This is a genomic window from Amycolatopsis sp. NPDC102522 (assembly GCF_055584485.1).
Genome location: NZ_JBVJLY010000036.1, coordinates 24,857 through 48,060 on the forward strand (window position 1 = coordinate 24,857; position 23,204 = coordinate 48,060).

Genomic DNA, 23,204 nt, shown 5'->3' on the forward strand with positions numbered 1-23,204 from the left:
GTGTCCTCGTGAAACGACTCGTCGGCGAAGGCCTGCGGCAAGGGGCATCCGTTAAGCGCTGAAGGGGGGCTCCGACAGGTTGCTTCCACGGCCACCCAGGTCACGCTTCGCGCTCGGCGGCTTGGGCTTCGCGCTCGGCGGTTCGGAGGATCGAGTCCACCGTGGGCCCCTTGACCTTGAGTACGGCGGCGATGCGGTATTTCGACCAGCCGGCAGCCCGTGCCGCAACGACGGCTTCTTGCCGTCGGGTCCGGGCTTTCTTGGCGTTGTCGACGTCTGCCTGGGCGGCGACCAGTTCTGCCTCTATGACTTCGTCCATTATCGAAGCCTATACCACTGTGCCTACACCACTTGTCTTACGCACACTGGTGTGCTTACACTGGTGTGGACAGTAAGAGTGATCGAGGAGGAACCAAATGGCCGACAGCATCCGCGACGCCGCAGCCGAAGAGCTGAAGGGTCGTTCCAGCGACGAGTTGAAGGACATGAAGGCCGACGACTACACCGGCCTGGTGGAACAGGAGCTGCAGCGCCGCAACGGCTAAGTAGCGCGGCTATCGAACCCCGCCTCCGGCTTCGGCTAGGGGCGGGGTTCGACGTACACATCTGGTCCACATCCGATCCACGTCCCACCGGCACGCTTCTCGTCGATGGAGTGTCGTGGTGTCCACTTTTTGTCCAGTGCGCCGGTGGTCGATGAGGCCAACTGGGTGACAGGTGGCAATCCCGCTTGCCTGACTGTATGGACTCTCGTACAGTCAACTGTACGAAATTCGATACAGAGGGGTTGTCATGCTGAGGACTCAGGACGGTGTCCAGGCTCGTCGCGGCGGGCTGGACCTGACCATTTCGCTCACCGCCGACCAGGCCGAAGCGCTGGGCGTGTCCGCTGGCGAACTGGCCGAGGCGCTGGACACGGTGCTGGTCGCGATGGCGGCCTGGCGCTCGGGCAAGGACCCCATCCCGGCCGGTGGGGTGTCGATGAAGGATCGCCCGGTCACCGCGGGCGTGGACTGGCAGGACTGGGTACTCATGGACACCGCCGCGCTGCTGGCCCGGCTGGAAGGTGTCCAGGCGGCGGCGATCCGGGCACATGCCGAGCTGGGCGGCAGCTACGGCAAGCTCGCCGCGAACCTCGGGGTCCCGCGCGCGACCGCGCAGTCCCGCCGCGGCGAGGTACTGGACAGGAAACACACTCCCGCCGAGTTGTGGGCGACCGGTGGCTACGGACCGGTCGACCACCCCGGTGCGAAGGTGCCGATGAACATGCGGTCCTGGTCGGTGCCGTGGCACAGCTACCTGCCGGTCGACATCACCCCGCCCGAACTGCGTCCCGAGGGCCTGGTCGCCAGTGTCGCCGACGGCTGGGCCGAACCCTTCGAGACCCCCGACGACGTCCCGGACATGCGGGCACGTTGTGCCGCCGCGTTAGTGCCGTTCGACCTCGACGATCGCCACTGGCCGTTGAACCCCAACGGCCGGACCGGCCGGGCCGGCCGCAACCTCGGCAAGTGGGGCGAAAACCAGGCCGCCGATCCCATCGTGGTCGCCGGCGACGGCACCGACCGGAAGATCCTGCTCATCCGCCGCGACGACATCGGCGTGTGGGCCGTCCCCGGTGGCATGGTCGATCCCGGCGAGACCGCCCCCAAGGCCCTCGTCCGCGAACTGCGCGAGGAAACAGGCGTCGACCTCACCGACACCACCCCGGTCATCCTCGGCCGTTTCGTCGTCGACGACTGGCGCAACACCGACCACGCCTGGGTCGCGAGCACAGCCGCGCTGTTCCAGCTGCCCGGCGTCGTCACCGCCACCGCCGGCGACGACGCCGCCGATGCCCGCTGGTTCCGCTTTATCGACGTCGACCAGCTCGCCGACCAGCTCGCCGACGACGGTGGTCTCTACGAAGCCCACCTGCCCCTGCTCACCCAGGCCGCGAACTACCTCGCCACCCGCTGACCCGGATCCCGAAACCCAACCCCTGAAAGGACACCCAGTGGTCAAGGTCGAGAGCTGGACCCGCAACGGCGACAAGCTCACCGAGCACAACCTCACCGACGATGAAGCCCGCCAGCGCGAAGATGCCGCGTTCGTCGATTCCAGCAACATCGCGATCGTCTCGATCACCCCGGATCAGGAGGACTGACCAGACATGGACGCGCACACCTGCCCCGTCTGCGGAGGCGGAGGCGGCACGGACGGATGGCCGTCAAAGAACTGCTACCGCTGCGGCGGGTCCGGCCAGGTCGAGTACTGAAACAACCACCTCGCCGACAGCCACAAGCGGCTCCCGCGCTCAAGGCGCGGGAGCCGTTGGGTTCTCAGGACCAGGCGAGCGCAGCAGGCACACCGTGCACGGCATGCCCGACATCCCCTCGAGGAGATCGACCGTTCCCGGCCGGATCATCAGATCGCAGAACGTGACCAGCTGAACGGGTCCGTCGACGCCGGCGGGCAAAGGCGCGAGATGCACCTGGCGATCGCTCTCCCCCGCCACCCTGCCGGTCGGCATGATCGCCCCCGGGCGCAGCCGGACGCGAACGATCGGCGCACCGGATACGGGCTGCTGACCTGCTGGTTCCGGGGAAGACTCGCGCATTTTATGACTATAGACATAAGGCTCATCACCTTGTGGTGATCGTCTCTGGCTCCATCGCCATTAGGTCGATAGTCATTGGCCCGTGCCCAGCCCGCCCGCCTCCGACTTCGCCGTAGCACTCGGCGAGCGCCTGCGCGCCGCCCGGCAAGCCCGGACACCGAAGTGGAGCCTGGAACGCCTCGGCCGCCGCAGCCGCGTCCACTGGACCTACATCGGCCAGATCGAACGCGGCGAAGTCCACCCATCCGTCCTGGTGCTCGCCCGCCTCGCCCACGCCCTGGAGATCGACCTCGGCGAACTGATGGCCGGCCTTCCCACGCCGCCACCCGGCAAAGACCCCGACGAGTAGGTCCGGCCCGTGCAGCACAAAGCCGGGGCCGATGCTCGAGTGACGAGCGCCGACCCCGGCCCAGGCGGTGAAGACTCAGTTGTTCTGGGTCTTGGTGAAGAAATCCAAGTCGATCGCGGGGCCGACCTGGTTCGCGACGTACTCGTCGAGGGCGAACCGGTTCTGCACGAGGAACTGGATGATCAGCTCGCCGACCTGCCGCTGGTCGAGCCGGTAGCGGGTCGCGAGCACGTTAGTCATCGTGCGCGCGGTGTCGTAATGGCTCTCCGAGACCCGCAGCCCCCACACCTTCGGCTCGGGCAGCTTCTGCTTCGCCGTCATCTCCAGATCGCCCTCGGCGGCCGGCGTCGGGCCCGTGAACAACGGAGGTGTTTCGGTCCTGCCCTCCTCCCCGCCCGGCAGCGCACCGCGTCGCCGGGTGCGGGTTTGCTCCTGCTTTTCGCCGCCCGGGAGCGGGCCGTTGCCGGGCGGGTATTCGTCTGCCACTAGATCTCCTCGTTGATGGTGGTGGTGGCGAGCGTGTGGATGCGCTGCACGATCGGCTTGTAGTGCGCCTTGAGCGCTTCCTTCTCGGCGGAGTCATCCATGAACTCGACCGGCTTGAGCTGGTCATCGAGCCGGGAGAGCGTGGCGCGCAACGGCACGGTGCCCCAGTGCCGGTCCTCGCCGAGCTCGCTGATGATCCGCTTCGTCCAGTGCTGGTGGTTCTTCGTCTGATCGCGGGCACCGTTGATGACGTACCCGACGACGTCGAGGTCTGGCACCAGCAGTTTCGACTTCACGTAGTGCAGCTGCGCCTGGGTACGACGCAGGCCGCGGTACGAGCGGAACGACGGCTGGGTCACGAGCATGACGTCATCGGAATCAGCCCACGCCATCTGCGGAAGCACGCCCAGGGAAGGCGGACAGTCGTAGATGGTCACGTCGACGTCGTCGTCGGTGCCTTCGAGCGCCGCGCGCAGCCGCAGGTAGTAGTCGAGATTCGGCGCGACCTGGTTCGCCTCTTCGAGATCGAAGCGCGACGGGATGAACGTCAGCTTGTCTTTCCACGGAACCTTCCAGCGGCACTCCTGGATGGCGCGGGCCGCCGTTCCGGTCACCAGGCGCTGACGTGCGTACGCGTCGGTGATCGCGTCGTAGATCGAAGGCTCATCCTCTTCCGTGTCGACCTCGAAACCCAAGGCGGCGGAAGAGTCGGCCTGGGGATCCAGATCGATCACGCGGACTCGAAGCCCATACATGACGATCAGGAAGACGGCGACGTTGATGACCTCATTCGTCTTCCCCACGCCACCCTTGTTGTTGCACACAGCCAGCTTGTAACTCACACGTCTTCTCCTCCGACTCGCCCGATCCCTACATGCTTAAGTTCTTAAGCCCGTAACGATAGCCCTTAAGAACTTAACTCCTTAACTCCCGCACGTGACATCGGCCTGTCGCGAACATGAAGACGGCCCGCCAGCGAGTACCGGCGGACCGTCTGTTCGGTGTCTGCGGATCAGGTGAAGTAGCGCCTCCGGAACGCGAGCAGGGACAACAGGCACCAGATCAGCCCGGCCATACCGGCCGCCACAGGTCGATGAACGTCCAGTGAGCCGTCCCATGCCATCGCGACGGTCGCGAGACCAAAACCGGGCCATCCGAGGAAGCGTGCGGCCCGGACGCGCAGTGCGGACATGAGGAACAGTGCTCCGCCGGAGATGGCCCATGTCAGCGCAAGACCGGTCGCACCGACAGCGAGGCCTTCGCCGTGCGAAGTGATCCAGTTGCGGACCGGGTCAACCGCGATGTCGACGACCGGCGAGGTCGCGACCGACGAGGCGAACTCGGCGGCCTTCTTCATCCCCAGGCTGACGAGGTCCACGAGTGCGACGATCGCGGCGATGATCAAGGCGATCAGTCCGACACCGGCGACCGCACCGAATCCGATGCCGATGATGCGACGCCACAGCGGCAGATCGGCTCGCTGGGCATGTCCGGCGAGCGCGTAGCGGAGATCGTCGAGCCGGATGACGAGCCTGCTGTTGAGAGCGTTCACTCGGGTCCGGAATGACGGGGTCTGCTGGTCCATGCTGGAGTCCTTCTGGGAGTCGGGAATCTGGCTGAGGTTGGGTCGCGACGCGATGGCAAAGCCCCTTCTGGATAGGCGTTCATCTTGCGCGCAAGATAACTCTTGGTGATCATCTTGCGAGTTCGGTCGGACAGTTGGCCTTCGTGGAAAAAAGGTGCCCCTGAAAAGGGGGCGACCTGCGGATTTAGAGGCTCTGCCGTTGAGCCGCAGGCTTCGCTCCGGAACCGTCGGACAGTTCGATCGACGCAGATCAGATGCTTTGGGCAACCGTCCGCGCGAACCGTCTGAGCCCCTCAAACCGTCTGCGGCCGGAAGACGGTTCCGCAGACGGTTTCGACGCCTCTCGAACTGCGCCAACGAGTGGCAGGCACGGTTACTCGCTGTGCTGGTTTGCGGGGTTTTCTGGGTAGACAGGTCCGCCGTTCGTGATGCGCTCGGCGGCGGCGTGAATGTCGGGGACCCGCCTGCCGACAGGGCTGCCCCGGCCTGGACCGGTGGCTTTCGCGATGCCGAGCTTGGTCATCTCCCGGCCGAATGCGGTCATGGTGATGTTGGCTCGCGTCTGCTCGCTGAGTGCCTGTTCGTACAGCTCCTGCGAAGGCACGAGTTCGCGCTCTTCGCCGGTGACGTACTGGTGGATCTCGGCCAGCACCGCGGGCAGCGCGACCGGCTCGGCCGGGGGAAGTGCCAGGGCAGAAGCCAGCCGCAGCAGTGCCTCGTCCAGCTGGGCCTCAGGGACCAGGACGTCCCGCTGCCCCTCGGCGTTGGTGACCGGTCCGACGATGCCGTGCTGGGCCAGGTGGTCCATCAGCTGCTGGGCGTCGTGCCAGCCGATCCGGAGCTTGCGCTGCAGCATCGACGGCGACCCAAACTGGCTGGTCACGACCAGGTCCACGGCCTGAGCCGCGACCGCGGCCGCGTTCTCACCCAGCTCCGGCAACGCCGCCTCGACCTCGGCCTGCTGTGCCTGGACGTCGTCCTCGTCGACGTCGGGCACGACCAGCTCGTTCTCCGGCACCCAGGCCAGGGCCTCACCGCGCAGCAAGCCGAGACGCTGCCGCTCCGCCCGGCCCCGTTCGGCGATCTCGCCCGCCTGAGCTGCGGAAATGTAGTCCCACTTGGCCTTGAGCAGCGGGGCCTCGCCGGGCTGGGGCATGCCGCGGCGCAGGATGCCGATCCCCTGCCGCATCATCGAGTCGGCCGAGCAGTCCCAGCCTTGCGAGGCCTTGCCCTGCCCGAGGATCGAGTTCGATTCCTGCGGCCCGTCCAGGTAGAGCCCGATCCGGGAGTTCATGACCTTGGTGATCGCGCGCGGCAGGCCGCCGGTGGACTCGTTCACGTCCTGCGTGGCCAGGATCATCGGGATCCCCCCGGCGCGACCAGGGGTTTTGATGATCCGCACGATTTCTTCGGTGATCAGCTGACCGACGGTGGCCTCCCTACCGTCCGCGCCCATCCACGGGCCCGTCTGCCGGTTGGAGGTGAACAGGTGCACCTCGTCGATGAACACGCAGGTCAGCGCCAGGTCAGGATCGGCGGTGTTCTCGTGGATCCGGCGATTGAGCTTGTCCTCACCGAGGCGCCGGATCTTGCCGAACCGGCGCTGGCCCTCGAGGAACAGCTTCCGCAGCAGGTGCAGCAGCTCCAGCGCGATCTCGTCGTCGTCGCCCTGCCGGAACGTTTCCGCGATCTGCGCGTACGGGGTGTTGTCGGCGTTGTCGGGCTTGCCGTCGAACACCGCCAGCCGCGTGTACGGATCGAGCACGGCCGGGGTGAGCGCGACCCGGATGACCGACGTCTTCCCGTAGCCGGGCATGCTCGCGACCAGCAGGTTTCCCTGGAACAGCGACAGAGTGACGTCTTCACCGGTCGGGGTGGCGCCGAGCCGGTTGTGCTCGTACGGGCTCAGCGTCCCGGCGGCCTTGTTGACCAGCGGCGACGCCACCGGGTGCCCATCGAACGGGTCCTCGGCGAACACGGTCATCGCGAGACGCCCAGCGTGCCCGCGCACCAGCGACAGGAACACCGTGTCCACCGACGCGCCCAGCGCCGACGCGATCTCGGCGTGCTTCTTCCGTACCTGAGCTGCGGAAATGCCCGCCGGGAACTCCACGACCGCCTTCCACCGGTCACCGGAGAACGTCTTCTCCACCAGGCGCAGTGCCTGTCCCGGCTTCGTCACGTCGCCGGCGTTGTTCGTCGTCGGCGTCCGCAGAACCCCGGCCGCCTGGTAGGCGCCGGTCAGAGTGATCTCGTCTGGTACACCCGAGGTCGACGGCGTGCGGAACTCGCCACGCTTCGCCGCGGCGATCCGCGCCTCCCGACGTCGGGTGACATGCCCGCGCAGCCAGCACGCGGCCGCGATGGCGGCCGCGCCGCTCCAGATCACCGGGTTGGCGTCCGGATAGATCAGCAGGTCACCGGCCACAGTGCCGCCCGTGACGGTCGCTCCGGCCAGGCTGATCAGTGCGGTTCGTTTCGTGGCCTGCTGGATGGTTTCGTGATGATGGGACTGCGGGCCCTTGTCCCGGCGGCTGTCTTCACGCAGGTGCGCCACCATGAGCCAGTCCAGGTAGCGATTGACCAGGATCTTGACCCCGAGGAACGGATCTGTGGCGGCGTTGCGGATCGACATTCCCACCGCGCGGCCAGCCCGCTTGGTCGCCGCGCGACGGACCTGGCGGTTGGGCAAACGCTCGGCGGCGCGGTGCGACAGCGCGATCGCCTGCTGCGCTGACGCCTGCCGGAACTGCAACATCCGTTGCCCGCGCAGCCGGGCGTCGATCTCGGCGTTGTCCTCCATGGGAACCAGTTCCGCGTCCATCGGCTCGTCGGTGACTTCCAGTGAGGTTTGCGCTGTTCCCACGGGGCGCCCGGGGTGGGAACCGGCAGAGGCGGAGGCGGGCACAACACGGCCCGCTGAAGGCAGGTAGACGACGTTCTGTTCGTCCATCGAATGCTCCTGAGGGGTGCTCATGTTGTGCGGGACTCCGTCTTGGAAGAGGTGAGTAAGGGGTTGGGCGCCGGGTGGTGGCCGCGGGTCAGAGTCACGGCCACCACCCGGCAGATCACGCGGCGACCGGGACGCCGTCGCCGTCGTCGTCGAGGTTGTCGAGGTAGGCCTTGCGGACCTCCCCGGCGAGCTGGGTGCGGCAGCCGAGCAGGTTCCTGACCTCGTTGCGGCTGGGCTGGGCGGGCAGATCGCCGGTGGCGACCGCGCGGTGGACCTGGTTGAGGAACTCGGTGAAGCGCTTGTCCCGGGCGCCGGGATCGAGGCGCTTGAGCAGGTCCCGGAACCGGGTTCCCCGCCCCTCGGCGTTGGTGTCGTCGGCGGCGTCCTGCGCTGTTCCCAGGGTGTTCCGGATGCCGGTGGCCTCGACGCTGTCGAGGTAGCGGGCGGCCGCGTCGGCAAGGGTTTCGCCGAGGTCGGGAACCGGAAGCGGCTGGGCGGGAACCACGGCCTCGACGAGCACCGCGCGGCGGGCGATCCGTCGGCGCAGGGTCACCGTGCCCGCCCGGTAGACCAGCCGGGCCTGCCCGTCGACGTCGAGTTCGGCCACCGCGGTGCGGGTGGCGGCTTTGCGGACCGCGAGCTCGCGCTTGGCGGCGGCGTAGCGGATCTTCGAGTCGGCGCGCTCGGCTCGGGTCATGCGCGGCCCGGCGGTGATCAGCTGGTGCGCGAGCACACCGGCGATCGCCACCAGCGCCATGACGACGCCGTAGTCCAGGCGTCCACGATCACCGGCGAAGCCATGGATGAAGTTCAGCGTGGCCTGGACCCCGGAGAACAGCCACACACCGGTGACCAGGTGCCAGGTCGGGGCGCCGGGGTGCCGGCGGCGGGTGATGGTGTTCGCGGCGGCGAAAGCCCAGGCGGCGGCCTCGCTGAATGCGGGGAGAAGCCAGCCGGTCGGGCCGAAGACCTCGGAGCCGTAGATGGCCATCGCGACCCAGGACAGGATCCCGGGGACGACGATGATCGGCACGAACATCAGGTCCAGGTAGTGCGCGGTCATCCAGAGCCGCAGCGCCGCCCAGCGCTCCGCGCGGTTGTCGCGGGCGATCTCTTTGTCGCGGCGGGCCTGATCGGCGGCCGCGGCCTGGTCCAGACGTCGCTGCTCGCCGTTCGCGCGGCGCTCGGCGATCCGGGACTGGGACTCGGCGAGCTTGGTGTCGCTTTTCAGCTTCGCGGCCAGCTTGCGGTCCTCGCGATCCTGTTCGCGGTAGGTGCTCATCGGTTGCCTCCGTTCAGCTCGGCGGTGAAGTCGTTGGGGTGGATCAGTGGGGCGAGGCCCTGGAACTCGGCGCGGCCGCGGAACCAGGGGTTGCGGCCCCACTCGATGACCGTGTCCCGGTCTGGCCAGCTGCCGACCGCGACCGCTTCGCCGTCGACGACGAACACGGCGGTCCAGGACGACGCGATCTGGCCGAAGCGAGAGGGCTTGTTCACGCCGATCGCGTCCCCTCGGAGGCCGTTGCGTCGTCGTCCTGGTCCTCGTCGACGTCGGCGGCAGGGGCGGCGAGCTCGTCCTGGACCGCGTCCAGGTCGATCGCGACCTCGTCCTCGGCGGCCTTGCGCTTCGCGGCGCGCAGCTCGCGACGCTGCCGTTCCACGCGGTTCGCGCGGTTCGCGCGGAACCGTGAGAGGTCGTCGACGGCGGCGTAGCCCAGCGGCGCCAGCGCGGCCAGCAGCAGCCAGCCGGTGAAGATCCCGGCGGCCACGGCGATGACGAAGACGGCGACCAGCTCCGGGGCGTGCCAGCCGAGGTAGGAGATGGCCTTGTCGGTGCGGGTCAGGTCACCCGAGATCACACGGTCGCGGGCGGTGGTGGGCAGCGAGTTCTTGCTCATGACAGGGGTCCTTTCAGGCGGTGGGGCGCAGGGGCGCGAAGAAGTCGTTGTGCGGGCGGCGCGGCCGCTCGCCGGTATCGGCGGGGACCGAGGCGGCCAGGGTCTTGTTGACGCGGACCATCCCGATCTCCAGCACGCGGGCCAGCAGATGCAGCGGGATCCGGACCAGGTGCAGGGCCACGAACAGCACGACCAGGCCCAGGAACCGGAGCAGGGCGGCGGTGCCGAAGCGGTCGAGGACGTCGAAGGCGGACATGTCAGATCACCTCGGTGTGAGAGGAAGGGGGCGAACGGCTTCGGCTTCGAGGGCGATCCGCTCGGCGTGGTGGTGGGCATCGCGCGCCATCGCCGCGAGCCGCGCGGAGGCCTCGGCGTGGCCCAGCTCGGTCTCGAACCGCGCCTCTTCGGACAGCACGCGGGCTTTCGCCCGGTACCAGGCGGTGCACTCCTCGACCGACGCGTCCGCGCCCGGCCGGGCCACCGCGAGCTCCACCAGCTGCTGCATGCCGCTCATGCCACCGTCACCGCCCCGCGAAACGACGCGGATGCCGGGACCTCGGCCCGGCGAGGCAGCGGGATGACCGGCGCGAGCGCCGCGGCGGCGCGCTCGTCGACGAGCGCCTGGTCCAGCGCGGCGTGCTCGGCGGCCGACAACGTCGGCTCCCCGACCAGCAGCTCGTGGATCGCGTCGTCGATCTCGATCAGGCCCAGCTCGTAGCGGCAGGCCTCACAGCGGCGCCCGTACCGGAACGGCAGGTCCCGCCACGTCCGCTCGCCGCAGTCCCGGCACACTCGCCGCGCCGCCGTCGCCTTCGCGATCGACGCCCGCTTCGCCGGCGTCTGCGGCCGCACCGGCACGCACTCGCTGATCTGCCACAGCGACGACCAGTTCGTCTTCCCCGAGGCCGGGTGCTTCGTGAGCAGCACCGCGACCGGGTCCTTCCCGCCCGGGCGCAGCCCACGAGCACGCAGCTGCCGCGCGGTCGCCAGCACGTCACGAGGCGCACTGTTGCGCTTGAGCAGCGGCAGGCCCTCGTGTTCGCCGTAGACGAACTCCTGATCCGGCGACCACGGCACCGACGCCAGCCGCAGCGAACCCAGACGGCGGCCCATCACGCCACCGCCCGCTTCGACCCCAGCTTGCGGCGCTCGTCGGCAGACAGACCGCCGAACACCCCGAACCGAAGACCGCTGGCCAGCGCGTCGTCCAGGCACTCCGCCTTCACCGGACACACCGCGCACACGGCCTTCGCCTGCGCGATCGCCCGCTTGGTCTCGGACGTGCGCTCGCTGCCCACCGGGAAGAACACATCGGCAGCACGAGCCGCGATCTCCGGAGCGATCTCCATCAGGCGAGCCGTCGAGCACGCCGCCCGCTCACGCCAATCCCCATCGGTACTGGTCATGCCACACCGCCGAGGGCCGCACGCAGCGTCTTCGCGGTCATCCGGCGCTCGCGGCGGACCGCGAGCTCGCCGTGCGCGGGCCACATGCCCGGCAGCGCCGCGTCGGTCAACTCGGCGTAGACGTCGGCCTGCTCCTCGAACTCGTCGAGGACCTCGTCCAGCTCGTCGACCACGGCGACCGGACGCCGGTACGAACCCAGCACCGGACCGACCTCGTTCGCACCACGGGTCCGCCGCAGCTGCAGGTCCTGCAACTCCATCCGAGCGACCATGAGCAGCTGCTCGTCACTCAGCACGTCTTCGCCGTACTGCTCCAGATCCACCTGCGAAAACGGCACCACGCGAACCACCGCCGGGCTCGCCGCGGAAACCACGACACCGGCAAGAACCGTCGTGTCGTCTTCGATAACGTCGAACATGGGTCGGGCTCCTTTACGTGTCTGACCTGGTTCCAGGCCCTCGCTGGGCTGCATCCCGGCGAGGGCCCTTTGTCTCGGCGCAACCCCTCAAAGACCCGCAAGGGGGGTTGCCATTGATCAAAGTAGGCAACCCCCCTTGCGTAGGTCAACCCCTGTGGCAAGATTGGCCGCGAACGTTGGCACCCGAGGACCGGAGACCGCCTGTGGATCACTACGAGGAGGAGCTGGCCGAACTGGTCAGAGCCGACCCGCTTACCCGTGCGCGCAAGGTCGGGGACGTTCTTGCACGTCAACAGGACTTTACGAACGAACTCAGCCGCATTCGGCGCGAAGCCCTGCAAGACCTCATTGCTAAGGGCTCGACACAGGGCGAGCTGGGAAAGCTGCTCGGGATGAGCCGGGCCAGGATCGGTCAACTGCTCACGTCAGGACCCCAGCCAGAGCGCGCCCTCTTAGGCACCGGAGCGCTTCACTTCGCCATCGGCGGAAAGTGGGAAAGCGGCCGAACGAACCCATCAGCAGTGATCAGCGCGGAAGCCCTCGCGGCCTACAACGTGCTGTCCAAACTCGCCAGTGACTACAGGATGACCACCGAGTACGAGATCGTGCCACCACCCGGCATCGTGGGCCTGAACAGGGCAAACCTGGTCGTCCTGTGCAGCCCGCGGCTCCTGCCCCTCGTAGGGCAGATGCTCGAATCGGACCCGAACCTCGGCTTCGGCAATGGCTCACAAGGCTGGTTCCTCAAGGACCACAACCAGGACAAGGTCTACCGATCGCCCTCCGACACGGGCGAGCACGCCGACTACGCCTACGTCGGCAGACTTCCCCGGCCTGACGGAAAAGGCACGTTCCTCTACCTGGCCGGGATCCATGCGATGGGCACCCTGGGCGCGGCGCACTACCTCGCGGCCAACGTGGACGAGATCTACCAGCAGGTCAAAACCAAGCGATGGTCCGCTCTGATCTCCTGCACCTACGACGGCGACAGCCGGGAAATCAACGAAGTAAACGCGATTTCACCGATCTACGTCGCCGACAAGTAGGGGATCACCGTGTTCTTCACCAGCGCCACCGCACCCGGGAAACCCGGTGTCCCCAACGAGGACTGGGTCGCCGCGACCTCAGACCTCATCGTCGTGCTCGATGGCGCCACCATCCGTACGGACACCGGCTGCCACCACGGCGTTCCCTGGTACGCCAGGAAGCTCGGCGCCGGCATCATCGCCGGAGCAGCAAGCCGAACACAGACCCTGACAGGTGCGCTGGCCGACGCGATCTCCTCGGTGCGAGCGCTGCATCCCGAGTGCAACCTGGACCACCCAGGCACTCCATCCGCCGCCGTCGGGATCATCCGCCTGGAAGAAGACAAACTCCGCTACGCAGTCCTGGCCGACGTCTCGATCGTCCTCGACATCGGCTCAGAGATCGTCGTGATCAGCGACGACCGCGTCAGCCAAACAGCCAGCGACGAACGGAAAGAAGCGGACAAGTACCCAATCGGCAGCGCGAAGAAAGACGAAGCGCTGGTCTCCATGAAGCACAAGGAACTCGCCGCACGAAACCGGCCGGGGGGCTACTGGATCGCGGCCGCGGACCCTGCTGTGGTGTCCCACGCCATCGTCGGCGAGTACCCACGGAGCGCAATCCGCCGAGTCGCGGTGCTAAGCGACGGGGCCGTCCGGGCCGTCGAGATGTTTGGGTTGATCAAGGACTGGAAGACCGCACTGGACGTACTCGAGATCGATGGCCCAGAGGAGTTCATTCGGGCAACTAGAGAAGCCGAACTGGCGGATCCCGTTGGACAGGCACATCCCCGAAACAAGCGGAGCGATGACACGACAGCCGTCTTTGCCTCAGTCGGTAGCAGCCTGAACAGCCTTGGAGAGCTGGCATGACACGGCGATCTACGCGGCGCGCCTACTCGTTTTCTGACGTCAGGAACGGTAGAACGAGCGGCATGGAGCACAAGAAACCCGGGCGGCGCTCGAAGGGCGACCGTGATCGGCACACCGTGCGCCTGCCAAAAACGTTGTCGAAGGCAGCGCAGAAGAAAGCCGAGCAACTCGGGATGGACTTCAACGAGTTCGTCGGACGACTGCTCGCAGCTGAAACCGGCGAGCCATACGACCAGCAGGAGCAGCTGATGACCGCATAAATAAAGACGAGGCGTCGCGGTTGCCAGCCGCTCGCCTCGTCGTTCGCTTCAGGCGACCTACCAAGTCGCCGTCCTCGTACTGATTGGTTCTCGGGTTACCAGCCCGGTCGCCGTTCAGGTGGTCCGGTTACCAGCCGAACCTCAAATCCCCTCCCAAGGGACGCCCCTCACGGGGCTTTTCGAGTACTGCCCCCGCCACAGGGGCCTTGCACTCATACGAAGGGAGACCTTTCGCGTGCCCAGGATAAACCCTGGGTCCGGAGCGCACCAGAGGCGCGCCGACCTACCCTGTTTTACCTGCGGAAACGCCGTTGCGGAGCTACGGCGTGACCTTCCGCTGCGCTACTCCAGCCCGGAGATGGCGACCCTGTGCGGTCGCTGCTGGGCGCAGTTCGGCGGAAAGGCCTGCGCGGCCGAGATCGGCGCCGCCCCGACGGCCGCAGTGCCCGTGCGGGCCGCCGAGGGCCCGACCGAGTGGGCGCGGCTGCTGATGGCCGTGCCCTGGGTCGAGAAGCTTCGCCGCGACGCCCGCCGCCGTCTGCAGCTCCTGATCGAGACGCTGCGGAACTGGTCGGACTGGTCCACGTCCGAGTGCTGGCCGACCTGGGCGCGGCTGCAGGCCGCCACCGGCTTCGCCCGGTCCACGCTCGCGGCCTGGCTGCGGCAGCTGTGGATCGCGGGCTGGATCGACCGCGTCGAGCCCGGCTCCACACCGCAGTTCCGGCCGATGGCCAGCCCCATCGAGGGCAACAGGGCGGCCGTCTACGGCCTCCTGGTCCCCGCCTACGCCGAGCACATCGAGCCCCAGGAACAGCTTCAGCGCTACCGGATGACGATCGCGGAGCTGCGCGACAAGATCACCCAGCTCAAGGCCACTGAGGAGAAAACCTGGACCCCCTCGTGTTCTTTTGATCTTGAAGAGTTAAAGATCGTTGTTGGTCACCTACGTACGCGCGCGAGCGAAATTTTCCACAGGTCAGCAGCGGTTTCCGAGGTCGAAGAACAGACAATTGAGCCGCTTCGCGGCCGCATTGACGAGAGGGTTGGTCAGTTTGCGACGAAGGTCCCGGCCACGAAGGCTGAGATGTACGTTGCGGCCGCTGAGCTGCGTCGTCAGCACCCCGTTCTGGGCCGGCTGAGCGTTCGGGCCATCCGGTCGATCTGCCGCTCCTGGTGGTGTTCAGACTGGTCCAATCGCGACATCCTCCACGGCCTGCGCTACCGGCCGACCGGTTGGTCAGGAACCGAATCCGGCCACGTCGAATACGCCGTTATACACCCGGCGGGCTGGGTCCGGAGCCGCCTGTCGACCTGGCGCGACGACCGCGGCCGCCCGCTACCCACCCGCCACACCCGAAGCCTGACCAAGTGGGTCGCAGGGCTGGACCAGCAGGTCTCCCGCGAGGCCTTCGGCGTGATCGGCGCGCGGCTGCAGGACGAGCACGGCCTGCTGACTCCGCAGGTCATCACCGACCACGGCCGCCGATGCGGCGACGAGCTCGCCGCGGAACGCCACGCCGAGACCACCCGGGTTGCCGTTGTCGCCGAACGGCGTGCCGCCGATGACGCACGCCGCGCCAAGCTCACGCAGCCACTCCGGACCCCCCTGCAAAACAAGCTCATCGCCCAGGCCCACGCCCAGATCGTCGCCCCCACACCAGCCCCATCGACGAGCACGCCCGTCGACGAGCTCGAAGGGCTCGACCCCGCCGAACGACGCCGCCGCAGCCACGAACGAGCCCGCGCCTACGCCGCCCTGAACCGACGAAACGGCAGGTAAGAAGCGTATAACACGCTATTCGGCCTAACGGTAGCCATCCGGCATCTGGGTGATCAAAAGAAACCGGCATTGACCCCCGCAAGGGGGGTTGCGTAGCTTGATGGCAACCCCCCTTGCTGCCCGCAAGGGGGCGGGTGCTCAAAAACTGAGGAGTTGCACATGCGGCGTCGTATCCAGCGGTTTCGGGAGGAGTGGGCGGCGGCGTCGGCTGCTCTTGAGCGGAACGCCGCGACCCGGTCTCGTCGAGCGGCGGTCGTGAGTCCGAAGCCGGTGTCCACCGAGGAGGTCGTGGTGATGAACGCCGCGACCGTGGCCGGGAACGTCGCGAACTCTGTCGCCACTTCCGAGTGATGTCTGTCCTGAAAGGACTTGTGTTCATGCCCGATTCCATGCACAGCAACGACAACTATCCCTTGGCGCATTCGGGGACGCAGGCTGAGGCCTCGATCGAGTTGGTGGTCGCGGTGTTCGGGGCGCTGGTGAAGGCCGGTTTCCCGGACGCGAAGAGCCCGGAGGACTTCTACGGGCTGCGAAGTGCTTTGAGCGAGTTCTTGTACGGCCCGCCCAACTCGGCGAGTAGCGGCCGCACGGTCACCCGCACCCGGGGAGGCGGGGTGTCGGTGGTTATGCGGAGCAACGTGATCGAGTCCGGCGCCGAGGTGATCGGGCTGCGTATCGACGGCCCGCTCGGGGGTCTCTGATGGGCAAGGTCTCTCGCCGGTGGGATCGCGCTCCGGAAACCGATCGCGACACGAGGTTCTTCGATCTGCGCGAGTCCGGTTACACCGGGCCGATCGACCAGGACGGCAATCCCGTCACCGCGGGTCCGGCCTTCGAGATCCTGCGCGAACTGGCCGGGGGATAGGCGCGATGGCGAAGTACACCGATGAGGAAGCGGCGACGCTCGCGTTGGCCGCGCACGAGGTCGGGCACGCGATGGTGTGCCGCGCGTACGGCCTCAAGGTCGTGAAGCTGTGGATCCGGTCCGACGCCGGACAGACCCAGCACGACGAGCCGGACATGACGAACCAGACCCAGGTCGACGGGGCACTCGCCGTGTTCTTCGGCGGCCTGGAGGCCGGCGCCCTGTGGGCCCAGCGCAACGCCGGGATGTGGCGGGGCGAGGCCCTGCGCTGGTCACACCAGTGCTCGGAATCCGACATGGCCGCCTACCGCAGTCTCTGCCGCCACGGCTCGCTGTCGAAGGCGAAACACCAGGACATGGCCCGCCGGGTCATTCGCGGCAACTGGGGCCGGATCGACCGGCTGGCGAAGAAGCTCGCCGCCGACGGCCAGTTGTCAGGACGCCACTTCACCTGAGTCGGCCCTTCGGACCAAGAACGTGCCGCTCGCCGAAGTCCAGCAATCCCCGCAAGGGAACTGACAGGAAGAGAGAAATCCATGTTCCGCAAGAAGGCGCCGGAACCCGTCCACGGCTGCACCGTCGCGGAGGCCTCCACGCTGCACCGCCGGTTGGACATCTGCCAGTCGTGCCATCAAGGCGGCGGTGCATACGTCAAGGGCAAGTGGATGACGTGCGACGACTGCGACGGCACCGGCCAGAAATGGGTCACGGTTTCCAACTGAGCGCAGCCGCGTCACTTCGCCAGAGTCTGCCCTCGGCGGGCGGCCCCTCCAACCAAGAACGAGCCGCCCGCCGGGGCCCAGCAACCCCATCCCAGCAAGGAAATGGAGCCACATCCATGATGACCGATCGCGCACTGCGCCGGACAGCGGTCCTGGCCTTGACCTGGCTCGGCGGTGCCGCCGGCCACGAGGCCGGTGACTACCTGGTCCAGCGCGACGTCGATGCCCGGTCCAAACAGCACCGTGATCCGGGCGGCCGCCGTGCCCTGCGCTCCCATGTTTTCTCCTACGCGGCGACCCAGTTCGTGGCGAAGTGGCTCGTCTGCCGTGTGGCGGGGGCCGGCGTCCCGGCCCGCGCGCTCGTCTACGGCGAGCTGATCGACGCCGTGCTGCACGCCGTTATCGACGACGGCCGCCTTCTCAAGGCCTTCGCGACCTCGACCGGCAAGTCCGGGTTTCATGAGCTCGCCACCGGGGGCGTGTGCGGCCGGGCACTGATGGATCAGGCCGCGCACAAGGCGCTGCAGGTCCCGCTCGGCGCGATCGTCACCGCCCTGACCACCGCTCGCATCGACGCCCGCAAGGAGGCAATGCGATGAACCAGCGTGCTTTCAATGAGCTTTTCGCCGAGATCTCTGCCGGTTTCGACGTAGTAGTGGACCAGCACGAGGAGCACCACGGCGCGCTGACGTTCGCGGCCTACCGGGCCGCGCGGCTCGCCGGCGAAGGGCAGTTCGGCGTCGACGAGGTGCGGGTGGCGTTCCTGATGGCTGCTCGGTACCTGGTCGCCGCACCCTGCCGCTGCACAAGCAAGTATGTCGTCGAGCTGCTCAACGACGTGCTCGCCCTGGCCGTCGTCGATGCCGTTCTCGCGCCGATCACCTTGATCTCCTTCGGCTACCCGCACCTCGACGGCGGACCGACACCACAGGCGGATCGTGTCGAAGACGTCCGCGACCGGCTGCGTGACCCGGCCGCGGCCCGCGACATCCTCGACCTCGACGGCCGCGACGAGCGTGTGCAGACCGTCGTGCTGAACACGCCCGGCGCCCGCGAGCTGCTGGCCAACCTCGCCGACTACTCCCGGCTCCCGGCCGGGCCGAGCCGGATCGCGATTGGCTGCGCCGGTGGTCGCCACCGCGCCGCGGCGCTGGTCGAGCTGCTGGCTTTCGAGCTGCGGTCGCGTGGCCGCGTCGTGGAGATCGAGCATCGGCACGTTCACCTGCCCCGCGTGATCCGGGCCGGTGAGCGTCGATGAGGCGAGTATCGCGGGCCGACCGGGCCAGCTGGTGGTCCGCCGAGACGCTGCTCGACCTGGGCCGTCTGACGGCGCTGTGGCTGGAAGGCAGGATCGGGTCCCAGCCGGGCGACGAGCCCGGACGCGGTCCAGGCGACGAAGTCTCGTCACTGGCCGACATCCTGGCGCGGGTCAACCGCGCGGGGTTCGTCACCGGCGCCTCGCAACCCGGGGAGTCTCCCATCACCGCGGGTGACGGGTTGATCTGGGCACGGCGGGCCACGGTGACCGGCTTCCTTGCGGAGGATCGTGCCGCTGCGCTGGCGATCGAGGCTATTCAGGCCGGGTTCCAGGTCGCTTTCAACCGGCCTGCGGCCCGGACGAGCTGGTTCACGCGTCCCGCCGAAACCTGGATTCCGGTGACTACCCGCAGCGGCAAGCCGATGTGCTTGACCGGCGGATATCTCTCCCGCCGCCGGATCCGCCGGTGCTACGGCGACCTGTGCAACCGGGCCGCGGTCAAGGCCATCACGGCGGCCGCGCAGCTCACGATCGTCAACCCCGACTACGCGAGCTGCTCGGACCTGTGGGACTTCCTCGACGACTGGTCGCGAGCGCAGGGCGCCCAGGTCGCCGAGCTCGACGAGAAACGGGCGGGGGAGCGCGGCACCACGCAGCTGCTGGCCGTGCTCGCGGCCGCGCCTGAGGCCACCGCCTACCTGGCCTGGGTCGAGGGCGGGCCGTCGGGCTATCCCGCCGAGCTCTACCTCAACGCCGGTGGCGTCCTGGCCTGCGAGATGACCCGCTGGCCGGTCCACGAGCAGGACCTGCCGCTGCTGCGGCACGTCCCGTGGGCCGAGGACGCCTACCGGCCCGCGCTCCCGGCAGACCAGACCCCGGCCGAGGCGATGGAGATCCTCGCCGACCGCGTCCAGGCCCTCACCACACCGACGACACCGTGGAACGGAGATGACCCGTGGAACACCGAAACCTGCTGACCACGCCCCGGCCGCTCGACACCAGCACCGGACTCACGGTCATGATCGGCGCCCCCGGCTCCGGGAAGACCTTCTTCCTGCAGCGCGAGTTCGAGACTGGGCGGATCGACAACGTCCTGTCCCTCGACGACGCCCGCGGCGAGCTCGGCGTCGGCCCGCACGACCAGAGCGTCACGCCGCAGGCCGTCGCGCACGTCGTCGAGCAGGCCGGGATCCTGCTCGCCGCCGGCGCCCCGGTCACCATCGACGCCACCTCCACCACCATCTCCGACCGCAAGACCTGGCTCGACCTCGCCCGCGCCCACGGCGTCCCGGCCCGCGCCGTCATCGTCTGGGTCCCGCTCAAGGTCTCGCTGTTCCGCAATGCCCAGCGTCGGCATCCGGTGCCGTCGGAGTTCGTGTGCGAGTGCCACCACCGCGTCACCGACCTCACCGTCGGCACGCTGCGCGTCGAAGGATTCGCTGCCGTGTCCGAACTCAACTCGCATCTCCGAGGAGGACGAGCATGACCACCACCCTCATCGTGCGGCGAGCCGTCGGCGGGCTCGTCGCGGCCGCCGTCCTGGCCGCGACCGCCGCCTGCGGCCTCGACATCGCCACCGGCGGCGCGGCCACGCTCGCCTCGCCCGGCTCGCCCGGCTCGTCGACGAGCACGCCGCGGTCGGCGGCCGCGGTGGCCGGGATGCCGACCAGCCCGGCCGAGACGCTCGCGCTGCTGGACACGCTCCGGATCGCCCCGGAAGACACCGGCGCCCACTACGACCGCAAGGACTGGAAACACTGGATCGCCCAGCCCGGGTTCGGCCGCGGCTGCGACACCCGCGAGATGATCCTCATCGAGCAAGGACACAACGAAACCCCCGCCGGGCCCGCCGCCGTCACCCGCGACCCGGTCACCTGCGAACCCGACGCGGGCCAGGGCAATCATTGGGTCAGCCTCTACGACGACGTCCTCGTTACCGACCCGGCCGCCGTCGACGTCGACCACGTCGTCCCGCTGGAGCAGATGGCCCGCTCCGGCACCCGCGACTGGACTCCCGCCCAGCGGCAGGCCTACGCCAACGACCGCCACGTCCTCGTCGCCGTCACCGCGAAGTCCAACCGAGCCAAAGGGTCGAAAGACCCGGCGAAGTGGATGCCGCCGAACCCCGAGTTCCGATTCGAGTACCTCCGCAACTGGGTGTGGGTGAAGGCGACGTACAAGGTCACCGTCGACCAGGCCGAGCACGACACGATCGCGGGCCTGCTTCGCCGCATGCCGAAGGGCCGGTGACCGCGATGGCACGCGCCGACACCACCGCCGACCTGGACCTGCTGGCGGCCGCCTACCACGAGGCCGGGCATGCCGTGATCCACAAGCTCAGCGGCGGCACCGTCCAGCACATCAAGGTCACCAGCAACAGTGCCTACACCCGCACCATCGAAGACCGCCCGGACACGAAAGACCCGCTTCCGTATCTGGTCATGGTCATGGCAGGGCACGCCGCCGAGGCCCGCTTCTATCAGCGCAACGGGTTCGGAAGCTGGAAGGCAGACAGCATGGCCGCCGCCCAGGCAGGTGGCGATCGCGCCAACTTCCGCCGCCACTCCCGCGGCACCGGCGTCTCCCGGGACAAGGCCCTTGCCGAGGCCAAGCGGCAGGTGCAGCGCCACTGGGGTCGCATCGAACGGGTCGCCCAGAAGGTCGCCGCCACGGGGCACCTGTCCGGCTCGCAGGTCTGAACAGCAATGAGACCGGCGACGGCCGGATGACCGGCTGACTCCCGGAAAGAAGGCGACAGGATGAGCCGACGGAAGAAGCCCAGCGACGGGATCGCGTGGCATGACGAACAGGGACAGCTCGAAGCGGACCTGCGCACGCTGAAGAACATGGGCCGCGACATCGCGCGGGCCGTCAAGAACGTGATCGCCGACGAACGCGAGCGGAAGAACCGCCCGGACCAAACGAACACGTAGCAAGCCTCGCGTGGAAAAGGGGGGCCCGCCGTCGAAGGACGCGGGCCCCCCTTTCCATGTCGGGGGACGGTCCGCATCCTCTCGCCGGGCCGTCGACGTTTCGTCTCGACGCCGGGCGTCATGACGGGGAAGATGCCGGACGCCCGCGCCGAGAGCGAAGAAGAACGCCAGGAAGGTCGGCCCGGCGACCGGCAAAAGGATCCGCTGACAAGAAACGGAACGGCGATCCGGATACGAGAAGATCAACAAAATGAGCTAAGGTATCGTCACGAAATTCCGGCCCCGGGGACCGGTCCGGCCGCGCTCGCCGCCGCTGGACGAGGACGCGACTATCCGCTCCAGCCCCTGCCTGGCCGTCGCGCACCCCTCTCCCACCTGCATGTTTTCCCAGTCCGCCTCATCATGCCTTCGCCGCGGCCTTCCCGGTCGTCGTGCCCTGCCACGCCTGCCACTGCTTTCCAAGATCCACTACGACAGCACCTCTTGCATGCGCCATGCGAGCCGGTTTCGTTGTTACGTTTTACATGGCGGAGGGGTGCGAAAGGGAGGTGCGGTCAGGTGCGCGATAGCGACGGAAGGCTGGTGAGCGTCGAGTGCGGAACGTGCGGGGAGACCGTCTACTACGAAGGCACCGGACGGCATCCGAGGTACTGCTCGCAGGCCTGCAAGAGCCGCGCGTGGGAGCTTCGCCGCGCCGCGCGACGGCTCGATCGGCCGGACCCGGCGCCGAGGGTGGTGCGCGAAGTTGTCGAGCGTGACGTCGTCCGGGCGGTCACCACGACCCGGCCGCCATCGACGCCGAAGTCGTGGACGGCTCTGCTGACCGAGCTGACGCGCCGTCTGAACGACGAGACCGACGAGCTGCACGAGAGTGACTGGGAGCAGATGCGGGAACTGCGCGGGGCGATCCGGGAGCTGCACGCCGCGGCGTTCGGTCCTCAGCCACCTTCGCCGAGCACGTCCGGCCACACGCATACACCGTTGGCGCCGGCGGCTGGCCTGTCACGGCAGCAACGCCGCGCCCGTGAACGCACCGAGCGCAAACGCGGCTGACACGCGTTGCCTACGGCCCCGCCGATCCGATATCCACCGGCCCCGCCGTTCCTGCTACCGCTTAAGGCGGATCCCCCTGGGCGCGGCGTCGGGGCAGGTCGTGGCGGGTGCTGGGGGGATCCACCGGGTACCCCGACTCCAGGGGTGATCACCATCAACAACCACGACACCTGTCTCGCGGCCGCGGTCTGGCGCGAACCCGGCTAATGGGTCTCCTCGGCGGGAGCAAGATTTCAGCCAAGGCGGTCTTGCTGTTCCGTCGTACCTCGCGGCCGCGAGGTCGTTCGGGGTGTCGGCGGCGGCTGGTGATCATGAGCCACGTGACGGCGGGTGCCGCGCCGCCGGTGCTCGCGAGGACGGATGCCCGCGTTTCCTGCCCCGCCGCGAGCAAACGCGCCCGCAAGCGGGGCAGGAAACACCGCCAGCCTTCCACACTCTCCACGTCTGCCCACCGCTCCCACTTTCACTCCGACACCACGACCTCCCGCCTCGCCGACGCCGCCAGTACCGCCACCACCACCACCACCGCCTCCTTGCCTGCCAGCGCACCCCAGCCCTGCCCGACAGCACGTCTTGCAGATCCTCTGAGTCCGGTTTCGTTGTGACGTATCGTCGCGTCCGGGGCCGCGGTAAAGGGGAGGGTATGTGTCCTGTCCGGCGCGACGCTTCGGGTTCCGGAGCAAGTCTTCGGGTGGTCTTCGGGTGTTCGGGGCTACCGTTCGGGTCGGTGAGGGCCTGCT

At 68.2% G+C, this 23,204-nt stretch carries 35 protein-coding genes; 21 read left to right on the forward strand and 14 right to left on the reverse strand.

The features are described 5' to 3' along the window. Nucleotides 1–100 precede the first annotated feature (100 nt). Nucleotides 101–319: a hypothetical protein gene (locus ACZ6YV_RS42225; RefSeq protein ID WP_465515011.1), complete on the reverse strand. Its 219-nt coding sequence runs from the start codon at nucleotides 317–319 to the stop codon at nucleotides 101–103. A gap of 97 nt (nucleotides 320–416) precedes the next feature. Here ACZ6YV_RS42225 and ACZ6YV_RS42230 point away from each other — a divergent pair, with 97 nt between their 5' ends. From ACZ6YV_RS42230 to ACZ6YV_RS42240, 3 genes are all read left to right on the forward strand, one after another. Beyond that, nucleotides 417–545 carry a hypothetical protein gene (locus ACZ6YV_RS42230; protein ID WP_465515012.1) on the forward strand — a complete coding sequence of 43 codons (129 nt, stop codon included), beginning with the start codon at nucleotides 417–419 and terminating at the stop codon, nucleotides 543–545. 247 nt (nucleotides 546–792) lie between these two features. Next, complete coding sequence (locus ACZ6YV_RS42235; protein ID WP_465515013.1) at nucleotides 793–1,959, forward strand: NUDIX domain-containing protein; 1,167 nt, start codon at nucleotides 793–795, stop codon at nucleotides 1,957–1,959. 37 nt (nucleotides 1,960–1,996) lie between these two features. Next, nucleotides 1,997–2,146, forward strand: a complete 150-nt coding sequence (locus ACZ6YV_RS42240; RefSeq protein ID WP_465515014.1) for a hypothetical protein — start codon at nucleotides 1,997–1,999, stop codon at nucleotides 2,144–2,146. A 150-nt stretch (nucleotides 2,147–2,296) separates the two neighbouring features. Here ACZ6YV_RS42240 and ACZ6YV_RS42245 read toward each other — a convergent pair whose 3' ends face one another. Continuing rightward, a complete protein-coding gene (locus tag ACZ6YV_RS42245; RefSeq protein ID WP_465515015.1) occupies nucleotides 2,297–2,599 on the reverse strand; it encodes a hypothetical protein in 303 nt (100 codons plus the stop codon). Nucleotides 2,600–2,681: 82 nt separating this feature from the next. Here ACZ6YV_RS42245 and ACZ6YV_RS42250 point away from each other — a divergent pair, with 82 nt between their 5' ends. After that, nucleotides 2,682–2,948 (forward strand): helix-turn-helix domain-containing protein, encoded by a 267-nt coding sequence (locus tag ACZ6YV_RS42250; RefSeq protein WP_465515016.1) that lies wholly within the window; start codon nucleotides 2,682–2,684, stop codon nucleotides 2,946–2,948. Between the two features lie 75 nt (nucleotides 2,949–3,023). On the opposite strand, the gene ACZ6YV_RS42255 is transcribed toward ACZ6YV_RS42250, so the two are convergent. The 12 genes from ACZ6YV_RS42255 to ACZ6YV_RS42310 all read right to left on the reverse strand — a co-directional run bounded on the left by ACZ6YV_RS42255 (nucleotide 3,024) and on the right by ACZ6YV_RS42310 (nucleotide 11,695). Then, nucleotides 3,024–3,434: a hypothetical protein gene (locus ACZ6YV_RS42255; RefSeq protein ID WP_465515017.1), complete on the reverse strand. Its 411-nt coding sequence runs from the start codon at nucleotides 3,432–3,434 to the stop codon at nucleotides 3,024–3,026. After that, entirely contained in the window at nucleotides 3,434–4,276 is an 843-nt protein-coding gene (locus ACZ6YV_RS42260; RefSeq protein ID WP_465515018.1) for a ParA family protein, read from the reverse strand. The genes ACZ6YV_RS42255 and ACZ6YV_RS42260 overlap by 1 nt, the downstream gene beginning before the upstream one ends. Nucleotides 4,277–4,446: 170 nt before the next feature. After that, nucleotides 4,447–5,019, reverse strand: a complete 573-nt coding sequence (locus tag ACZ6YV_RS42265; protein WP_465515019.1) for a hypothetical protein — start codon at nucleotides 5,017–5,019, stop codon at nucleotides 4,447–4,449. A gap of 373 nt (nucleotides 5,020–5,392) precedes the next feature. Then, the gene (locus ACZ6YV_RS42270; protein WP_465515020.1) at nucleotides 5,393–7,996 is read right to left on the reverse strand and encodes a DNA translocase FtsK; all 2,604 of its coding nucleotides are present in this window, start codon (nucleotides 7,994–7,996) and stop codon (nucleotides 5,393–5,395) included. Nucleotides 7,997–8,087: 91 nt separating this feature from the next. Next, a complete protein-coding gene (locus tag ACZ6YV_RS42275) occupies nucleotides 8,088–9,254 on the reverse strand; it encodes a hypothetical protein (RefSeq protein ID WP_465515021.1) in 1,167 nt (388 codons plus the stop codon). Then, a complete protein-coding gene (locus ACZ6YV_RS42280; protein ID WP_465515022.1) occupies nucleotides 9,251–9,469 on the reverse strand; it encodes a hypothetical protein in 219 nt (72 codons plus the stop codon). The genes ACZ6YV_RS42275 and ACZ6YV_RS42280 overlap by 4 nt, the downstream gene beginning before the upstream one ends. Continuing rightward, a complete protein-coding gene (locus ACZ6YV_RS42285; protein WP_465515023.1) occupies nucleotides 9,466–9,870 on the reverse strand; it encodes a hypothetical protein in 405 nt (134 codons plus the stop codon). The genes ACZ6YV_RS42280 and ACZ6YV_RS42285 overlap by 4 nt, the downstream gene beginning before the upstream one ends. Nucleotides 9,871–9,883: 13 nt before the next feature. After that, a complete protein-coding gene (locus tag ACZ6YV_RS42290; RefSeq protein ID WP_465515024.1) occupies nucleotides 9,884–10,126 on the reverse strand; it encodes a hypothetical protein in 243 nt (80 codons plus the stop codon). A 6-nt stretch (nucleotides 10,127–10,132) separates the two neighbouring features. Continuing rightward, on the reverse strand, nucleotides 10,133–10,384 hold the full coding sequence (locus ACZ6YV_RS42295; RefSeq protein ID WP_465515025.1) for a hypothetical protein: 252 nt from the start codon (nucleotides 10,382–10,384) through the stop codon (nucleotides 10,133–10,135). Beyond that, the gene (locus tag ACZ6YV_RS42300) at nucleotides 10,381–10,983 is read right to left on the reverse strand and encodes an RRQRL motif-containing zinc-binding protein (RefSeq protein ID WP_465515026.1); all 603 of its coding nucleotides are present in this window, start codon (nucleotides 10,981–10,983) and stop codon (nucleotides 10,381–10,383) included. Before ACZ6YV_RS42300 ends, ACZ6YV_RS42295 begins: the two co-directional genes overlap by 4 nt. Then, nucleotides 10,983–11,276 (reverse strand): WhiB family transcriptional regulator, encoded by a 294-nt coding sequence (locus tag ACZ6YV_RS42305; RefSeq protein ID WP_465515027.1) that lies wholly within the window; start codon nucleotides 11,274–11,276, stop codon nucleotides 10,983–10,985. Before ACZ6YV_RS42305 ends, ACZ6YV_RS42300 begins: the two co-directional genes overlap by 1 nt. After that, the gene (locus ACZ6YV_RS42310; protein ID WP_465515028.1) at nucleotides 11,273–11,695 is read right to left on the reverse strand and encodes a hypothetical protein; all 423 of its coding nucleotides are present in this window, start codon (nucleotides 11,693–11,695) and stop codon (nucleotides 11,273–11,275) included. The genes ACZ6YV_RS42305 and ACZ6YV_RS42310 overlap by 4 nt, the downstream gene beginning before the upstream one ends. Nucleotides 11,696–11,898: 203 nt before the next feature. On the opposite strand from ACZ6YV_RS42310, the gene ACZ6YV_RS42315 reads away from it, so the two are divergent. The 17 genes from ACZ6YV_RS42315 to ACZ6YV_RS42395 all read left to right on the forward strand — a co-directional run bounded on the left by ACZ6YV_RS42315 (nucleotide 11,899) and on the right by ACZ6YV_RS42395 (nucleotide 22,464). After that, complete coding sequence (locus ACZ6YV_RS42315; RefSeq protein WP_465515029.1) at nucleotides 11,899–12,741, forward strand: sigma-70 family RNA polymerase sigma factor; 843 nt, start codon at nucleotides 11,899–11,901, stop codon at nucleotides 12,739–12,741. Nucleotides 12,742–12,750: 9 nt separating this feature from the next. Next, the gene (locus tag ACZ6YV_RS42320) at nucleotides 12,751–13,593 is read left to right on the forward strand and encodes a protein phosphatase 2C domain-containing protein (RefSeq protein ID WP_465515030.1); all 843 of its coding nucleotides are present in this window, start codon (nucleotides 12,751–12,753) and stop codon (nucleotides 13,591–13,593) included. Nucleotides 13,594–13,655: 62 nt separating this feature from the next. Further along, complete coding sequence (locus ACZ6YV_RS42325; protein WP_465515031.1) at nucleotides 13,656–13,853, forward strand: hypothetical protein; 198 nt, start codon at nucleotides 13,656–13,658, stop codon at nucleotides 13,851–13,853. Between the two features lie 358 nt (nucleotides 13,854–14,211). After that, a complete protein-coding gene (locus ACZ6YV_RS42330) occupies nucleotides 14,212–15,633 on the forward strand; it encodes a hypothetical protein (RefSeq protein ID WP_465515032.1) in 1,422 nt (473 codons plus the stop codon). A 159-nt stretch (nucleotides 15,634–15,792) separates the two neighbouring features. Further along, the gene (locus ACZ6YV_RS42335; RefSeq protein WP_465515033.1) at nucleotides 15,793–15,984 is read left to right on the forward strand and encodes a hypothetical protein; all 192 of its coding nucleotides are present in this window, start codon (nucleotides 15,793–15,795) and stop codon (nucleotides 15,982–15,984) included. A 26-nt stretch (nucleotides 15,985–16,010) separates the two neighbouring features. Then, nucleotides 16,011–16,334: a hypothetical protein gene (locus ACZ6YV_RS42340; RefSeq protein ID WP_465515034.1), complete on the forward strand. Its 324-nt coding sequence runs from the start codon at nucleotides 16,011–16,013 to the stop codon at nucleotides 16,332–16,334. Beyond that, entirely contained in the window at nucleotides 16,334–16,498 is a 165-nt protein-coding gene (locus ACZ6YV_RS42345; protein ID WP_465515035.1) for a hypothetical protein, read from the forward strand. Before ACZ6YV_RS42340 ends, ACZ6YV_RS42345 begins: the two co-directional genes overlap by 1 nt. Before the next feature lie 5 nt (nucleotides 16,499–16,503). Then, nucleotides 16,504–16,953: a hypothetical protein gene (locus ACZ6YV_RS42350; protein ID WP_465515036.1), complete on the forward strand. Its 450-nt coding sequence runs from the start codon at nucleotides 16,504–16,506 to the stop codon at nucleotides 16,951–16,953. An 81-nt stretch (nucleotides 16,954–17,034) separates the two neighbouring features. Beyond that, complete coding sequence (locus ACZ6YV_RS42355; RefSeq protein WP_465515037.1) at nucleotides 17,035–17,220, forward strand: hypothetical protein; 186 nt, start codon at nucleotides 17,035–17,037, stop codon at nucleotides 17,218–17,220. A gap of 116 nt (nucleotides 17,221–17,336) precedes the next feature. After that, a complete protein-coding gene (locus ACZ6YV_RS42360; protein WP_465515038.1) occupies nucleotides 17,337–17,819 on the forward strand; it encodes a hypothetical protein in 483 nt (160 codons plus the stop codon). After that, entirely contained in the window at nucleotides 17,816–18,478 is a 663-nt protein-coding gene (locus tag ACZ6YV_RS42365) for a RapZ C-terminal domain-containing protein (RefSeq protein WP_465515039.1), read from the forward strand. The genes ACZ6YV_RS42360 and ACZ6YV_RS42365 overlap by 4 nt, the downstream gene beginning before the upstream one ends. After that, nucleotides 18,475–19,455, forward strand: coding sequence for a DUF6919 domain-containing protein (locus ACZ6YV_RS42370; protein WP_465515040.1), 981 nt, complete (start codon nucleotides 18,475–18,477; stop codon nucleotides 19,453–19,455). The genes ACZ6YV_RS42365 and ACZ6YV_RS42370 overlap by 4 nt, the downstream gene beginning before the upstream one ends. Further along, entirely contained in the window at nucleotides 19,434–19,964 is a 531-nt protein-coding gene (locus tag ACZ6YV_RS42375; protein WP_465515041.1) for an AAA family ATPase, read from the forward strand. Before ACZ6YV_RS42370 ends, ACZ6YV_RS42375 begins: the two co-directional genes overlap by 22 nt. Next, nucleotides 19,961–20,728: a GmrSD restriction endonuclease domain-containing protein gene (locus ACZ6YV_RS42380; RefSeq protein ID WP_465515042.1), complete on the forward strand. Its 768-nt coding sequence runs from the start codon at nucleotides 19,961–19,963 to the stop codon at nucleotides 20,726–20,728. Before ACZ6YV_RS42375 ends, ACZ6YV_RS42380 begins: the two co-directional genes overlap by 4 nt. A gap of 5 nt (nucleotides 20,729–20,733) precedes the next feature. Continuing rightward, nucleotides 20,734–21,177 (forward strand): hypothetical protein, encoded by a 444-nt coding sequence (locus tag ACZ6YV_RS42385; protein ID WP_465515043.1) that lies wholly within the window; start codon nucleotides 20,734–20,736, stop codon nucleotides 21,175–21,177. Nucleotides 21,178–21,237: 60 nt separating this feature from the next. Beyond that, on the forward strand, nucleotides 21,238–21,411 hold the full coding sequence (locus ACZ6YV_RS42390) for a hypothetical protein (RefSeq protein WP_465515044.1): 174 nt from the start codon (nucleotides 21,238–21,240) through the stop codon (nucleotides 21,409–21,411). Nucleotides 21,412–21,969: 558 nt separating this feature from the next. Further along, a complete protein-coding gene (locus ACZ6YV_RS42395) occupies nucleotides 21,970–22,464 on the forward strand; it encodes a hypothetical protein (RefSeq protein ID WP_465515045.1) in 495 nt (164 codons plus the stop codon). The last annotated feature ends 740 nt before the right edge of the window (nucleotides 22,465–23,204 follow it).